Source organism: Cohnella sp. OV330 (assembly GCF_900112065.1).
Lineage (GTDB): Bacteria > Bacillota > Bacilli > Paenibacillales > Paenibacillaceae > Cohnella.
The window spans coordinates 538,497-554,874 of sequence record NZ_FOKE01000001.1; the positions used below are offsets into that span (position 1 = coordinate 538,497).

The 16,378-nt window shown below is 60.3% G+C and carries 10 protein-coding genes; 2 read left to right on the top strand and 8 right to left on the bottom strand.

Annotation, left to right across the window (positions count from 1 at the left end; genetic code table 11):
- The first annotated feature begins 36 nt into the window (after positions 1 to 36).
- Positions 37 to 1,332, top strand: a complete 1,296-nt coding sequence (locus tag BM235_RS02080) for a glycoside hydrolase family 125 protein (protein WP_255374018.1) — start codon at positions 37 to 39, stop codon at positions 1,330 to 1,332.
- Positions 1,333 to 1,418: 86 nt separating this feature from the next.
- On the opposite strand, the gene BM235_RS02085 is transcribed toward BM235_RS02080, so the two are convergent.
- The 5 genes from BM235_RS02085 to BM235_RS02105 all read right to left on the bottom strand — a co-directional run bounded on the left by BM235_RS02085 (position 1,419) and on the right by BM235_RS02105 (position 11,812).
- Positions 1,419 to 3,293 carry an S-layer homology domain-containing protein gene (locus BM235_RS02085; RefSeq protein WP_090108872.1) on the bottom strand — a complete coding sequence of 625 codons (1,875 nt, stop codon included), beginning with the start codon at positions 3,291 to 3,293 and terminating at the stop codon, positions 1,419 to 1,421.
- A gap of 49 nt (positions 3,294 to 3,342) precedes the next feature.
- Positions 3,343 to 7,563 (bottom strand): Ig-like domain-containing protein, encoded by a 4,221-nt coding sequence (locus tag BM235_RS02090; RefSeq protein WP_158543660.1) that lies wholly within the window; start codon positions 7,561 to 7,563, stop codon positions 3,343 to 3,345.
- Between the two features lie 147 nt (positions 7,564 to 7,710).
- The gene (locus BM235_RS02095; RefSeq protein ID WP_090108874.1) at positions 7,711 to 9,342 is read right to left on the bottom strand and encodes a response regulator; all 1,632 of its coding nucleotides are present in this window, start codon (positions 9,340 to 9,342) and stop codon (positions 7,711 to 7,713) included.
- 72 nt (positions 9,343 to 9,414) lie between these two features.
- Entirely contained in the window at positions 9,415 to 11,235 is a 1,821-nt protein-coding gene (locus BM235_RS02100) for a cache domain-containing sensor histidine kinase (protein WP_090108875.1), read from the bottom strand.
- A 235-nt stretch (positions 11,236 to 11,470) separates the two neighbouring features.
- On the bottom strand, positions 11,471 to 11,812 hold the full coding sequence (locus BM235_RS02105) for a YerC/YecD family TrpR-related protein (RefSeq protein WP_090108876.1): 342 nt from the start codon (positions 11,810 to 11,812) through the stop codon (positions 11,471 to 11,473).
- 288 nt (positions 11,813 to 12,100) lie between these two features.
- Between BM235_RS02105 and BM235_RS02110 the strand changes: the two genes are divergently transcribed.
- The gene (locus BM235_RS02110) at positions 12,101 to 12,682 is read left to right on the top strand and encodes a hypothetical protein (RefSeq protein WP_090108877.1); all 582 of its coding nucleotides are present in this window, start codon (positions 12,101 to 12,103) and stop codon (positions 12,680 to 12,682) included.
- A gap of 819 nt (positions 12,683 to 13,501) precedes the next feature.
- Here BM235_RS02110 and BM235_RS02115 read toward each other — a convergent pair.
- The 3 genes from BM235_RS02115 to BM235_RS02125 form a co-directional block, all read right to left on the bottom strand.
- On the bottom strand, positions 13,502 to 14,446 hold the full coding sequence (locus tag BM235_RS02115) for a DUF1861 family protein (RefSeq protein WP_369803464.1): 945 nt from the start codon (positions 14,444 to 14,446) through the stop codon (positions 13,502 to 13,504).
- A 106-nt stretch (positions 14,447 to 14,552) separates the two neighbouring features.
- A complete protein-coding gene (locus BM235_RS02120) occupies positions 14,553 to 15,548 on the bottom strand; it encodes an inorganic phosphate transporter (protein WP_090108879.1) in 996 nt (331 codons plus the stop codon).
- Between the two features lie 29 nt (positions 15,549 to 15,577).
- Positions 15,578 to 16,192, bottom strand: a complete 615-nt coding sequence (locus BM235_RS02125; protein ID WP_090108880.1) for a DUF47 domain-containing protein — start codon at positions 16,190 to 16,192, stop codon at positions 15,578 to 15,580.
- Positions 16,193 to 16,378 lie beyond the last annotated feature (186 nt).

Below are 16,378 nucleotides of genomic sequence, written 5' to 3' on the forward strand. Positions count from 1 at the left end.
AGGCCGACCCCAGCGACCCCAAGGAGGAAAATGAACATGACGCAATCCGTATCCGCCCTGCCCGCTTCGATCCGCGAATTTCTGGACCAAGCCGACCGGCGCCTCGCTCACCGTCCCAAGCTGCAGCGGATGTTCCGCAATTGCTTTCCCAATACGCTCGAGACGACGACCAAGCTGCTGGACGACGGCACGACCTTCGTCTTCACCGGCGACATCCCGGCCATGTGGCTGCGGGACTCTACCGAGCAGGTTCGCCACTATCTGCCGTTCGTCCGCGAGGACGAGGAGCTTCAGCGGATCATCGGCGGGCTCATTCGCCGCCAGCTTTTTTATATTAATCAGGACCCCTACACCAACGCGTTCAACGAGACGGCCAGCGGCAAGCATTACAACGACGGAGACCTGTCCCACATAACCCCTTGGATGTGGGAGCGCAAGTACGAGCTGGACTCCCTCTGCTTCCCCGTGCAGCTGCTGTACGACTATTGGCAGGGGTCGGGCAAGACGGACGTGTTCGACGACGCGTGCTACCAGGCGCTCGTCTCGATCGTAGGCGTCATCGGCACCGAGCAGCGGCATATGGAAAAATCGCCTTATCGCTTCCTGCGTCCGGGCTTCAAAGAGACCGAGACGATGCAAAACGAAGGTCTCGGCCTGCCCGTCAACTACACGGGCATGACGTGGTCCGGCTTCCGGCCGAGCGACGATGCATCCCTGTTCGGCTACAACGTGCCGGGCAACATGTTCGCCGTCGTCATCCTCGGCCATATCCGCGACATCGCCAGCGAGATCTATAAAGACGCCGGTCTCGCCGAGCGCGCGCAGAAGCTGCGCGAGCAGATCGACTTCGGCATCCGCGCCTACGGCATCGTCAACCACCCTCGCTTCGGCCGCATCTACGCGTACGAGACCGACGGCTTCGGCAACTACTGCCTGATGGACGACGCCGGCACGCCGGGCCTCATGTCCATTCCGTACTTCGGCTACGCGCCCGCCGACGACCCCGTCTATCAGAACACGCGGCGGTTCGCGCTCAGCTCCGACAATCCGTACTACTTCGAGGGCAAGTACGCCAAGGGCATCGGCAGCCCCCATACCAAGGACGGCTATGTGTGGCACATGGCCTTGTCCATGCAGGCGCTGACCAGCACGGACGAGCAGGAGGTCAAGGACCTCATCGAGGTGCTCATCGCAACGGACGCCGACACGGGCTTCATGCACGAGGGCTTCGATTGCAACGATCCCGCGATCTTCACCCGCCCGTGGTTCGCCTGGTCCAATTCGTTGTTTGCGCAGGTGATTTGCAGGGCGATGGATAAGGGGTGGGTGTAGGAAAAAACAAAAACGGGATGGAGCAGAAAAGCTGCTTCATCCCGTTTTTTTGTTGCGTTTGATTAGGAAAAGAAAGACCGAATGCGTTAGAGCGTGCCGTCGATGTACCCGGCCTTCACGAGCAGCCGGCGCGCCATGGCCGCCGTCTCTGCGCGGGTGATGCCAGCGCCGGGATCCAGCTTGCCTTGGTTGCCCTGCGCCAGACCGCCGTCGACGACCGACGCGACCGCATCCTTCGCCCAGGCGCCGATGTCGCCCGCGTCCGCGAATCCGGCCAGCGTATCGTTCGTGCTGCGGCCGCTGCCGGATGCCAGGCCGGCTAGCTTCATCGCGCGGGCCAGCATCGCCATCGCTTCTTGCCTGGTAATCGGAGCTCCCGGTTTGAACGTGCCATCGTCATACCCGCCCGCGATGCCATAGGAAGCCGTGATTCGGACCGCGTCCTCGTACCAGCTGCCGCTTGGCACGTCGGTGTAGGCAGCCGCGGCTTCCGTGCCCTGCGGGACATGCAGTCCCAACCCTCTCGACAGAATCGAGACGAACTCGGCGCGCGTAACCCCGCGGTTCGGCGCGAAGGCGGTATCCGTCGCGCCTTTTATAATCAGCCTGGAGGCCAGATCGTTCACGTCATTTCGGCTCCAATGAGCAGCCACGTCGGCAAAGGCCTTAGGATGCCAGATCACCGCGTATACGCTGTTCGTCAAGCTGTGAATGGCGGCATAGTACTTGCCGTCCTTTTGCGTGACAACCGTCGGCACGTGCGAGACCGTGCCGTCTGCGTTCAGCACGACGCCCGTCGTGATGCGGGACGGGTCGACGCCGTCGGGCAACGCTACGGTCCGTTCGACGTAACTGCTGAACTTGTTGACGTTTATGACTTGACCGCCATAAGACGCCTCGACTTCGAAACTGACAGGCTTGCCGACCTGGGTAGCACCGGCGCTCTGCGCAGCTTGCTCGAGCTTCCCGAGTTCCGACTCGTCGGGATCGGCGATGCGGACGCTGATCTCGATATCCTGCAGCGCGACGTCCTTGCCGATCTGCGAAGCGATATCGTCGATACGCACCTGCGAGGCCGGCAGCGTATAGCCGCCCTTGTCCGTTTCGATCGCCAGCACGGCTTCCTTGCTCTCCATCGCCTTGACGAGTTTGCCGTTCAGCATGGACTTAATCACGCCGGAGGCATCGCCTCGCGCGTCGAGGAGCAGCGTTTTCGTCTGGTTGCTCTCGATCCGCGAGGTTACCGCTTCATTATCGACCGCGATGGTCGCCACTTTGCGCCCGTTCGCTTCCGCCCTGGTTACGGTCGCTGACTTCGGCTGCGCCTGCCCGTCGATGTAGACCTTCAGCTCCGAGGCGGGCTCGGCCGAGACGGGGCTATTTACGCTCAGTTGGCCGGCTTCGACGCTGACCGTGAGCGCATTGGCCTTCGAGCCTTCGAACGCGCTGCCGGTGAACGACAGATTCTCCGCGCTTGCGGCGTCGACGGACAACGCCTGGTTGCCGGTCAGGTTCTTGGCCTGAACCTTGATCTCGAACAGCGTCTGCTCGGATGCGATCGGATGCTCCGCGGCACTGCCCGTGCTCGGATCGATCCAGGCGGCCCGGAGCCATCCCGCTTCATTGTCGTAGCTCGTCCGGATGCAGCCTTTCTCGTCGGTCAGACACTTCGTATCGTCGGCGCTGCCGTACTTCGGCGTAACTTTGACGATCTCAATCGCCTTGGGATCGTAGTCGATTTGTACATTGTAAGAAGCGATCGCCTTCTCCGTATTGACCGAGACCGGGATCGTCGTCTGACTGCCCGTCATCACGGACGTTTTACCGATGACGAGCTTAACGTCGGGCGCGACCGGCGCGGCCGATGCGGCCCGGAAAGTGGCAGCCGGGATGCCAAGCAGCAGGACTAAGACAAACAGCGCTGCGCTGCGCACGATGGACGAAAAATTGCGTATGCTCATGGTGAACCTCCGTTAAGTTAAAATCATGGGCTGCCGGAAAAGAGGCTAATTAATTCGTATGCGTGCCAAAATACTGCAGCGTTCCCTTCGGGTAGACGTTCCACTGACCGAGCTGGAACTTCGGGGAACCGCCGTAAGTCTGCGGCTTGCGAATGATCGTGCCGCCGTTCGGCATGAACTGGATATCCGTCGTTGCGGCCGGGTCGCCCAACACGTCGATGACTTTGCCGTTGCCGTCTTTCAGAACGAGCGCCGTCACGGAGAAGCTGCTCGGATTGTACAGATCCAGTTCGTCGTTATAATACCAAATATTCATGATATCCATAGCATCGTAGAAGATTGTATCCAGGTAGATAAACGGCATACTCGGAATAATCTTCAGAATAGGCACGTTCGTCGCCGAAATTTGGTGCGTCGACTTCATGTATTTGTACACGACGACGCTGTAGCCGGTCGCATCCTGAGAAGACGTATTGTAAAGTTCAAGCGCAATCCTTCCGTCCCCCGCATCCAAATACTGCGAGAAATACGGCCCAGGAATCTCCTCGATCGTCCTGAACGACCAATCGGCGTTAGCGCTCATCGCCGGGCTGGATGAGCCGTCCGAACTGGTGAACGCGCCAGCCTCCATCGTCACGTAATATTCCGTGAAATTGTTCAGCGTGTTCGGCTGGATGGTGACCGTCGCTCCGTTGATCGTCACTCTGGACGTGTCGTTCGCAGAGATGTTCTGAATAAGGAAACCGTCCGATTTTCTGATAATTCTTATCGTCTTGCCCGGTGCGGCCACGACGGGTTTGTCATACGTGAGACTAAGCGAGCCCCGCTTGTCCGTATCCGTCGCGCCTGCGGCCGGCAAGCGGCTCGCGATCGACAAAGAACGCGGCAAGGCGGCAATTGTCATTGCGTTCGAAATAATGGTTTTTCCGCTCGCTAAGCCAGACGGCATTACGGATACGCTAAAGTCGGTCACGTCGGCCCCCATCGGCGTACCGTCGAAGTTCAGACTGAGCATGAGCGTCTCATCGTCGATCTTATCCGCGCCAATGACCGTAAGACCTGCTGGAGCACGGTTCAGTTGAATGTTCGTTTGATCGAAGACTTCAATCGTATCGCCGTTCGAATCTTCTTGGGTGTCAAAATGGAATTGATCGCCCGCGATCGTAAGCAACAGGACCGCTCCGCCGTCATTGTTCATTTGCGCTTCGGTGAAGTCTGCTACATTTTCCGCACCGAAGGTACGCGAGTCAGCGGAAACGAACCGCCATGCGGTCTTGCCGTTAATTCCTCCGAAGGCATTTCCCGCCATGTCCGCGATCGCTCCAGCCTCAATGTCGACGTAATAATTCGTCGCGTCATCGAACTTCGCATGAACAATCGTGAGCGTCTTGCCGCTGACGGTCACGTTCGTCTCGTCCGTCGCATCGAATTCGGCGAACAGGCTGTCGTCCGCGGCGTTGCGTATTGCAATTTTCTTGCCGCTCGCGACTTTGATATCTTCGTTAAACATGATCTTCATATCGTCCGTCAAGCTGACACCCGTCGCTTGATCGGCCGGCGCCAGCGTACCAACGACCGGCGCCACCGTATCCGGGGTCGTGAATGTCCAACCGGATGTACCTGCGTAGCCGGCGAAGGGGTTGCCCCACGCATCCTGGAAGGCACCATTTTGAATCACGATAAAATAGCCTGTCTCGTCGGCAAGACCGGGATTTCGAATCGTCGCCTGCGTGCCGGCAATCGTGATCTTGGACGGATCCCCGGCCGGATAGGTAGCGACCGTGCCGTTATCCGTCGCCCGCTTGATGACGATCGTACCGTTGCCCGCGACGACCGGCTCGCTGAAGTCGATGACGAAGTCCGCGCTCAAGCTGACGCCGGTCGCCCCTTGAACCGGACTCAGCGTCACGGCCGTCGGCGCGGTCGTGTCCGGCGTTATGAAGTGCCAGCCCGTCTTGCCTGAGATGCCCGCGAATTCGTTGCCCTCTGCGTCCGCGAAGGCGCCGGCGTCGATCACCGCGTAGTAGGCCGTGTTCTCTTCCAAGTGCAATTCGAGCAGTTTGACGATATTCCCGTTTACGGTCACTTTCGTGGCGTCCGTTGCCTCGAGCTGCAGCGCCTCCGTATCGTCCGAAGTTTTGTAGATCGTCACGTGCTTGCCGGCGAAGCCTTGGACAGGCTCGCTGAAGGTCAGCGTCGCTTCGAAGTCCTTGCCGCCTGTCATGCTGCTGTCGACCGGCGACTTCGACGTCAGTGTCGGCGCGACCGTATCCGGCGTCATGAAGGACCACGCGCTCGAGCCCTTGATCGCCGGAGCGTCGTTGCCCGTGACGTCCGTGAAGGCGCCGGCTGGCACGTCCACGTAGTAAGCCGCGTTGTCGCTCAAGCCCGGATTCGCGATCGTGACCGTCCCGCCGCTGATCGTGACGCGTGTCGTATCGTCGGCATCGATGACGGCCAGCGGCGTCGACGGGGAGGACGCATCGTAGATTTTAATGACGTGTCCCGCCGCCGCGATGACATCCTCGTTATAAGTGATCGTCAGATCGGACGAGGCGTCGACGCGAGTCGCTTGGTGCAGCGGCGCCAGCGTGCCGACGGACGGCGGCGTAACGTCCGGCACGGTAAACATCCAGCCCGATGTCATGCCCGCGAACGCGTTGTCCGACAAGTCCGCGAATGCCCCCGCTTCGATCCGCACCTCGTAGGTTTCCGACTCTGCCAGATCCGGGTGCTTAATCGTCACCTTGGTGCCGTCCACCTCAACATGCGAGGCATCCACGACCGCGTCGTAGAACTCGACCGGCCTCGCGCTGCCCTGCTTATAAATTTCAATCGTTTTGCCTTCTACTGCCTTCACAGGCTCATTAAATGTCAGCACGAAGTCCGCGCCCTTCAGCACGTTTGCCGTACCCGTAGCCGGCGACTTCGTCGACACGACGGGTCCTGTCGTGTCCTGCGTCTCAAACGTCCACGTCGTACTGCCGTTCGTGCCCGCATAGGCATTGCCCGCCAAGTCGACGATCGCCGTCGGCTCAACCTCCACATAGTACGCGGTTACGTCGGCCAGCCCTGGATTTTTAATCGTCACCTTGTCGTCCGCGAACGTCACATGCGCCGTATCGCTTGCCTCGTAGGACACGGCCACGCTGTTGTCCGACACTTTACGCAGCTTTATGCTGCCGGCGCCAGCTTTCACCTTCTCGTTGAACGTCACGACAAAGTCCGCCGTCATGTCGCCCTTGGCAATCGTTCCGGTCGGCGTCACCGAATTCGTAGCAGCTAATGCCGGAGGCGTCGTATCCGGCACTGCCCGATCCGTCGGCACCGTCACCGGCGTGCCGCGCGGCGCGCCCTCGGCGGCGACCGGCGTAATTTCCGCGAACAGATAATAGCCTACGTCTTCTTCATGAACGACATAGGTCTGCTGATCGGCGCCTGCAATCGTCGTTTTGTCCGAACTGTCGGCCTCGAGGCCCTTGTACCATTTGAATTCGGTGGCGGCTTCTGCGTCCCGTTCGACGTCTCCATACGAATAGACAGCCGTCAGTGTACCGCCCTTCTCAAGCGTGCCGGTAATGGCGTTCCCGATCGCGAAAGGCGCATCGTTCGATTCCTTGATATTTACGATATAGGTGACCGACTGCGGCCCCGTCTTGCCGACATAATTGGCGAGCAGCGCCGTGGCGTCGGCAGTGGTCACCTTGCCGTCGCGATTGATATCCAGCCGGTTGATCTCTTCATCGCTGAGAGCTACTTTGCTGTTTACGACTTTAGTGATGTAGAGGGCATCGGCAGACGTGACCAGTCCATCCCCGGTCGTATCGCCGATTTTCGTAATTAGAAATTGAATATGATCGATAATGGGGGGTGCCCCGTCCTTCGCCGCCTTGAGCTCGATATTCGCCGTTCCGGCGCCAAGCACCTTGACAGAGAGCTTGCCGCCATCGATGAAAGCGGTTGCGGATGCGCTGTCCGATGTAGCCGAGAGCCGCATGCCAGGCTCGAGCAGCCATGTCGTGCGTCCGGCCAAGTCGATCGTCACCGTGGAACCGTTGACGGCGATCGGAGCGCCAGAGGCGCTGTTCCCTGAATTGTCGGCGATCCATTTGACGTCCAGGTTTTTGACGGGAGCTGCCAGAATCGCGCTGTCCGCGGCATGTACCGGGCCTGCGCCTACAAGCGGCGCCACCCCGAGCAGTATGGATAGCGTCAGCATCTGGATTTTTCGTTGCCAAACAAAGGGCTTGCCGGTAATCTTGTTGTCCACGATCCTCTTCCCTTCTTGTCGGAGCCATCTCTCGATGGTTTTGTAGACATTAATCGTCATTATACGACAAAAAGTTTATAGCAAATTTAGGTATATTTTCGCTACCAACCACGCCTAATTACCTATACCCTCTCGACTATATCGCATTCAAAGCGACTGATGCTTCTTCCGGTAATCCTGCGGCGTCACGCCGGTCACCTTCTTAAACAACTTGGCGAAATACGAGAAGTGCATGTACCCGAGCCCCTCGGCGATGTTGCTGATCTTGTCGTTCGTGTCCGTGAGCAGCCTTTTGGCGCGCTCGATCTTCGCCTGGGCGATATAATCGGTGAGCGACATGCCCGTCTCCTTGCGGAACAGGCGCGAGAGATACGCCGGATTACGGAAGACGGCCTTCGCGATCTCGTCGCGGCCGAGGTCTTCGTTCAGGCGCTCCTGAACGAAGCCCTGGATCTTGGCGATGACGGCGGACGCGTCCCGCTGCCGGTCCAGCAGCGCCGCGTGCGTCTTCGCGAGCAGCCGCAGCGCCCATGCCGACATGCCGTCCGGCGTACGCGCCGAGAGGCCCTCGGCCAGCTCCTGCTGCGAGAGCAGCTCGCCGGCCGGCACGCCGCGCCGCAGCGCGGATTGATAGAGCAGGTGAACGAAGCCATAGTAGAAAAGCTCGAGACCTTCGCGGCCCGCCCCTTCTTCTTTCATCCGCCGCAGCGCGTCCGCGATCGCCGTTTCCAGCTCGGCCACGCTGCCGCCCTCCAGCAAGATGCCCCATTCCATGAACGGCGGCAGCGCCTGCCCCCCGCCCGCGCTGCCGGCAGAAGCGCCGCCGGCCGCCTGGTCCGCGCCCATCGCCGCGTCGACGACCGATTCCGGCTGCATGACGTTCGCCCGTTCGAGCCGGGAGAGCCGCTCCAGCTCGCCGGCCAAAGCTTGAGGCGCCGCCGGCTCGCCCACGTAGCAGGACACCTTGCAGTGGAAATATTCGCGGCATGCCCGAATATAATCCCGGCAGCGCGCCATCAGCGCGGTCCGTTCCCGCTCGCCGCAAGCGCCGTAGAGCAGCACGAGGCTCTGCTGGGCGCGATCCTGCAGGGCCGCCCCCGCCCCTTCGGGGCCGACGATGATCTCCGCCGCGGCCTTGCGAAGCGCGTACTCCATGATGCGCTCGTCGCGTCCGTCGAGCGCCATGTCCCACTGCTCGACGCTTAGCAGCACCGGCAGCACCGTATCGCCAGCGGCGAGCGGAATATCGTACGTCGCGTACTCCCTTGCGAGACGTTCCGGCGACGCCGGCAGCCCGCCCGCCATCGCCTCCTGCCAGAATCGCTCCACCAGGATGGGGAGCTGGTTCGTCCACTGGCGGCGGTACGTCTCCAGCGTCTCCTCGAACGCGAGCTGCGCCCGGCGCTCCTCGATCTTCGCTACGGCCCGCCGCACGATCTCCTTCAGCGCGTCGTGGTCCACCGGCTTGAGCACGTATTCGAAGCAGCCGTGGCGCATCGCCTCCTGCGCGTACTCGAACCGGGCATGCCCGGTCAAGAAGATCGTCAGCGTGGACGGCCGCGCCTCCTTGATGTGCCGCAGCAGCTCCATGCCGCTCGCGCCGGGCATTTCGATGTCCGAGATGACCAGGTCGACCTGATTCTCCTCCAGCTGCCGCAGCGCCTCGGGAACGCTGTCGGCCTCCAAGATGCGCGCGATCGGCAGATCCCCCCACTCGATCCCCTGCGTGATCCCCTTGAGCGCATAGATCTCGTCGTCGACGACCAGCATCGTCACCATCGCGTTTCCCCCTTCGATTATCGAGTCCTGCGTCCGATCGTCCGTCCGTTCCTTTCAAGACTTCGCTCCGTCCTAGCCCGCTTGTTCCTCGTCGCCGCCATCGCCGCTCGGCACGTCCGCGATCGCAGCCGCCGCTCCTTTGCAAGGCAGCCGGATCGTCACGACCGCGCCGCCTTCCTGCGCGTTCGCGAACGCGATGCCCCGCTCGTCCCCGTACAGCATCCGGTAGCGCCGCAAAATGTTCCAGATGCCGAGGTGCTCCTCGCCCGTCCCCTCCGCGTATGTACCGGCTGCCAGATCCGCGAGCATCCCGGCCGGGAACCCGATTCCGTTGTCCCGAATCCGCAGCAGCATATGCGCCTCCGGATCCTCGGCATCCGCCTCCGTCTCGATCTCGATACGGAACATCGTGCCGTCGGGCATCTTTTTGCCGAAGCCATGGATGACCGAATTTTCCACGAAGGGCTGCACCATCAGCGGCGACAGCTCGCAGCCGAGATGCTCCGGCCGCACGCGCACGTCGAAGTCGAGCTTGCCCGCGTAGCGGATCTTCTGAATCTCCAGATAGTGCCCGATGTGCCGCAGCTCGTCCTCAAGCCGCACCGTCTGCCGATGGCTCTGCATGAGGAAACGGAAGTAATCCGCCAGATGCAGCGACAGCTTTTGCACCGATTTGAAGTCCTTGAGCGCGGCCAGATTGTACACGATATTCAAGCTGTTCATATAAAAATGCGGGTTGATCTGCACCTGCAAATGCTTGTACTCCGCCTTCTGTACCCGCAGCTGCTCCTCGTACACGTCGATCTTGAGCTTTTCAATCTGTCCGGCCATATTGTTAAACGTGCCCGACATGAACGCGAACTCGCTGCTCTGGTCGGTCGGCAGGCGGATGTCGAAGCGTCCCTGGCCGAGCTTGCGCATGCCCCGGATGAGGTCGACCAGCGGCTTGAACATGATGCGCTGCAGGAAGAGGAGATAGATCATGAGCAGCAGCGCGACCAGAAGCGGGATCCAGTAGTAGAGCACCTTTTGAAAAAACGGGAGGTTCTGCAAAATATAGTCATCGCGCATGACGATCGCGTAGACGGCGTCGACCTGGTCGGAGGCTTGAGACAGGACGAGATACGACTTTCCGCCCTGCTTCACGATGCCGTAGTTGCCCGCGCGAGATGCGATCGTTCGACGGAAAACGTTATCATTCATGAGCGCCGAATCGCTGTTCGCGAGCAATTCGCCCTCCTTGTTCAGCAGAAACGTGCCGCCGTCCGGTCCGACGTCGAAGCCTTCGAGCACGCGCAGCAAACTGCGGTCCCGGACCAGGACGCCGGCATAAACGTCGAGCCCGAGGTCGTACGTCCACATCAGATAGCGCGAATCCGGTTCGGTGCCGATCACGATGGGCGTCCACTCGCCGGCGTCCGGCTGCAGGCGGCCCTTGCTTCGCAAATAATTGCGCGACCAGCCGAGCAGCACGTCTTTTTTTTCGGTATAGGTGCTGTTGTCCTGCGTGACGTAGTACAGGTCGTCGGCCTTGCGGTCGAAAAGGAACAGCGTGTCCATCATGCCGTAGTATATGCCGCTCGAATCGCGAACGAACTGGTTCAGCAGCCGGATCTTCGCCAGCATGAAGTCGCTGTCGGCTGCGGTCAGCGCCTGAATGAGCGGCACGTCGGGATTGCTCTCGAGCCGGTTGAGATAGACCATGTATTCGTGGAGGATATTGTCGTTTTCGGTGATATTGGTCTGCAGCAGATTGTCGTAGTGGGCGGAGATCTGCTGGCGGACGACCTTCATCGCGTAAAGGTTGTTGTAGATCAGGAAGACGACCATGGGAGCGATTACAACAAAGAAGCCGAATACGATCTTGAACCGCACAGATTGCCAGATTCGCATGGATGTCTCTCCCCGGGCTGACGCGTATGTTAATAGAATAACTGCCGCCCGGCAGTCCGGCAATGCCAAATATGTAAATGATGGGGAACCGAATCCGACCTCCCCGAGGCTATAGAAATAATGAAAGGGCTGCTCGTCAGCCGCCCCCGGCGCTGTGCGAACACCCCTGCTTCCATCCGATCGGTGATCCTATACGTGCTCCGCAAGCGTCCCTGGCCGGGCACTTATCGGAGAGCTAGACTTGCTCAATCTCCGTCTGTTGCTCCGCTTCGTCGGTTGTCTTGCCGAAGCGGCCCAGACGGTCCAGCGTCAACTTGTAGCCGTCGTTGCCGTAGTTCAGACACCGCTTCACGCGGGAGATCGTCGCCGTGCTGGCCCCCGTCTCCGCTTCGATCTGATTGTACGTCTGACCCTTGCCGAGCATCCGCGCGACCTCGAGTCGCTGGGACAGCGACTGAATCTCGTTGACCGTACACAGATCGTCGAAGAAAACGTAGCATTCCTCCACCGACTTCAGTGTCAGAACCGCTTCGAACAATTGGTCGATCGACTTGTCATTCAGCTTCTTCAGCTGCATTCGGGCACACCTCAGTTTCTAACGAGTAGCTCCGTTATATGAACGGAACATGAATAGCGGTTCACTCTATTGTACTGCGTTTGGTTAAGCAGTTCAACCTGTAACGTATTCGCGCTTTACAGAGCTAAAATCGGGCGAACGCCGCAAATTTAAGCTTCTGGGCGGGCATTCGTCCATTCGGCGCCGGGCCATCGCACATATGTTGTATCATCGGACGCCGCCATAGGTTGATCCTGCCCTGCGGCATGGGCGGGCGCGGCGATTCAGAGCAGAGAAGGAAGTGATGGCATGAACCGCATACCGTCTTCGTACAATCGCAACTGGACCGGCGGTCCCGGCGGATTCCCCGCGCAAGGCGGCGGAGCCGGCCTCGATTCCTTCGGCGGGCTCGGCGGCAGTGCCGGCGGCGGGCTTGGCGGGTTCGGCGGCGCTGCCGGCGGCGGCTTTCCAGGGCTCGGCGGCGCGCCGGTCTCCGGTCCGCCGGCGCTCTTCGGCGGCGCCCCAATCCAAGCCGCGGCGCAGGCGGCCGCGCCGGCCGCGAAGGGCGGAGGGCTCGGGTCGCTGCTGAACGCGGCCAACTTGGAGAACGTCAAGGGCTTTATCGACAAGATGGGCGGCATCGAAGGCTTGATCAGCAACATCGGCAAGATCCAGAAGATCATGTCGTCCGTCCAGCAGATCGCGCCGCTCATCAAGATTTTCACGTCCAAAGGCAAAAAATCCGCGGAAGCCGACGACGACGAGGATTACGCGCCTCGCAGGCGGCGCCGCAGACGGAGACGCTCGTCGCGCCGGCGTTCGGGCAGCGGCAGCCGCAGACGGCGCACGGACGGCGGAGCCAGACGGCGCGCGGGCAGCCGTCGGCGATGAGGCGGGCGGCGGCAGCTCACGCCCTGTCGTTCTCCGCCGCCGGGCGGCTCTATCGCCTTTGGACCCAGGATCCGTTATTTCCGGTCATCGGGTCCGTTCTGCTCGACTTCGGACTGAGGATCCACTATTCCTGAGCCGAAGCCGCTTTTCCGCCGCTGAAGCGCCGAATAGCGGATCCTGAGTCCGCTTAGCTGCTAATCGCGCGGCATTCAAGCAAAATAACGGCTCTCATGTCCGTCTGACCGCTCATGCCCCGCCATTACGCACGCCTCGCGAACCGCACAGTTCTTGTGCGGTTCTTCGCCATGCACCACAGGTTACTCCACTAACCGCACGCAGCGCGCGCCTCGCCTTCTCGCACATACGCAAACCGCACATTTTTTGAGCGGTTCCCAGCCATGCACCACAGGTTACTCCACTAATCGCACGTAGTGCACGCCCCGCCTTCACGCGCAACCCGCGAACCGCACATTTTTCGTGCGGTTCTCAGCCGTGCACACAGGTTACTCCACTAACCACACTCCCGCGCACACCCCACCGTTACGCAAAGACCGCGAACCGCACATTCTTTGTGCGGTTCCCAGCCATGCACCACAGGTTACTCCACTAATCGCACGCAGCGCGCGCTCCGCCTTCTCGCACACCCCGCGAACCTCACAATTCTTGTGCGGTTCTGCGCCACAGGCTTCCTGCCAGCGGCACGATGCCCCGTCGACACCGCTTGCAACGACAAAGACCGCCCCAACCGGAGCGGTCCTTGTTACTAGCCTCTTGTGCCTTGTACTCGCAAACGCTTTATGCCTTATACTCGCTAACGCCTTACGCCTCGTACTCGACGAACGGGTCATCGATGACGATGCGTGCGGCCTCGGCGTCGCTAACGCCGGTGTACAGCGTCGCGGTGCCGTCGCCGTTGCGGCGCAGGCCGCCGCTGAACAGCACGTCCTCGAGGTCGGGCCGCTTGGCCGGACCTTCGGGGAACAAGCTGCGCGTAGCGATCAGCTTGAGCGGCGTATGCGCGCGGGTCGCGGGATCGAGCGCGAACACCATCGGATAGTAGTGGCGAATGTTGCCGTAGTCCATCCAGGCGACATGGCCGAGAACGCCGAGCCTGCCGTTGTTCAGCAGATGGACCTCGTTGGCGCCGCCCCATTCGACCTTCAGGAACTGGCCTTTCAGCACTTCGGCGTTCGCCATCAGGTCCTCGGTCAGCTCGTCGAGATCGGAGATCTCGGCGTAGCCGATCATCGCCCGCGCATCGCCGACGGGCATCGGCCGAGTGAAGACGCCGATCCGGCCGTTCTGCTGGTCGACGAGGCGCACGTCCTTCATCGTCAGCGGTCCCTGCGCGAACTCCCGCAGCTCGCGAACGCGGTAGCCGCGATAGAACACCGTGCGCCATGTCGTCACGTAGTGGGGATCGTCGGGATCGAAAAACACCTGAACGCCGCCGAGCACGAGCTCGCCGCGGACGAAGGTGAAAAAAGGATCCTGCAGTTCAAAGACGGGCGCGCCCTCGCGCGGCGTCCACTTCCCGTTTTTCTCCACAAAAAACATGATGGACGAACGCTCGCTCGCGCGGTCTTCAACCCGGCCGGCGATGACCCATTCCCCTTCGTCGAGGAACGGCGCTGTCACGTTGTACACGTCGCGTCTGCCCACTCCGGCGAAAAACAGCTTTTCGCCCCTGGCGTCCGTACCTTTGAGGCGGAACTCCTTGAGCAGTTCGACGCATGATTTGGCTTGCTGTGCGGATGCTTGGATCATAGGCGTGAATTCCTCCAGACTCCGTCCCGTGGAGAACACCATGTTTCTCTATATTGTAATGTGGTAACGGCTGCATTGGCGCGTGCATCGGTGCCCATTTTTTTTAGTGAAACAGGCTCAATACCGCGTAGATGGCCGCCGCGATCAGGGCCGAGATCGGGATCGTGATGATCCACGTCATGATGATTCGGCCGGCCATGTCCCAGCGTACGCTCGAGAAGCGCTTGGCCGCGCCCACGCCAAGGATCGAGGAAGTGATCGCATGCGTCGTGCTCACGGGCAGATGGGTAAGCGTCGCGGTGAAGATGACCGCCGCGGAGCTCGCGTCCGCCGAGAAGCCGTTGATCGGCTCAATCTTGAAAATCTTGGTGCCCATCGTCTTGATGATCTTCCAGCCGCCGACCGACGTGCCGAGCGCCATCGCGAGCGCCGCGGAGATCTTGACCCAGAGCGGCACTTCAAGATGATCCTGCCAGCCCGCGGATACGAGCGCCAGCGTGATGATGCCCATCGCCTTCTGCGCGTCGTTCGTGCCGTGGGTGAACGATTGAAGCGCGGCGGTCAGAATCTGTCCGGTCCGGAATCCCTTGTTCACTTGGTGCGGGCTCGTCCTCGCGAAGAGATGCTTCAGCAAGAACATAATTATATACCCCAAAATGAACGCGATGATTGGCGAAAGGAGCAATCCAATCACGATTGTCGAAAATCCGCCCACATTTATGCCGTCCCAGCCCTCGGAGGTGACCGCCGCGCCGGCCAGCGCGCCGATCAGCGCGTGCGAGGAGGACGACGGAATGCCCCTCCACCAGGTGATCAGGTTCCAGATGATGGCCGCGATCAGCGTGGCGATGACGACCGTCAGGCCGTGCTCCAGCTTGAACGGGTCCGTCACCTTGCCGCCGATCGTCTTGGCCACCCCGGTATACAGCAGCGCGCCGACCAGATTCATGACCGCCGCGAGCAGAATCGCCACGCGGGGCTTGAGCGCCCGGGTGGATACGGAGGTGGCTATGGCGTTAGCCGTGTCATGAAAGCCGTTAATAAAGTCGAACCCCAGCGCCAGGATGACGATGATGACGACTAATAAGGTGTTATCCATGCGATGTATTCAGTCCTGTCCCGGGCGCATCAAGAATTGCGCATAATAATGGATTGCAGCGTGTTGGCGACATCCTCGCAGGAATCGGTCGTCTGCTCGAGCCGCTCGTAGATCTCCTTGAGCTTGATCAGTTCGATCGGATCCTTGAGGTTCAGGAACAGCGTCTTCACGCTCTCGCGCAGCAAGTCGTCGCCTTCGTTCTCCAGCTCGTTCAGCTTCACGCAGTGCGTCTGGATGGCGAGCAGCTTCTTCTGGCCTAGAAGGTAGATCGCCGACTTGATCTCGACGGCAGAACGGTTCAGGCAATCCGCGAACTTGCGGATGCTTCCGTCAGGCTTTTTCACATGATACATATCGAAACGGGAAGCGACGGCCTCGATGCCGTCCAGCACGTCGTCCAGCAGCTTGGTCAGCTCGAGAATGTCCTCGCGCTCGATCGGCGTGATGAACGTCTTGTTCAGCTCGGTGATGATCAGATGCGCGAATTGATCGCCGCGGTGCTCGTATTCCTTCATTTCCTTGGAAAACGCGCTCGGGTCGGGAATCTCGCTGCCGACGGCGGCCAGGAACCGCTCGGTCGTTTCCATGATCAGATCGGCCATATCCTCGAGCGTTTTAAAAAAGATGTCTTTTTTTCGGAACACGTTTAAGCCCCTTCTTTCACCAATGGATGCCTAGATTTTACATGCTTCGTCACGTGTTTACACAGCGATGACACAAATTGCCTTACATATTTTATCACAGCGGACAAGCATGGTATAGGGTCTGGCAAGGCGAGGATTACGATTAGTTTTGCCTCCCGCCGATCTTCTAATCCGTTCTGGCCCGCT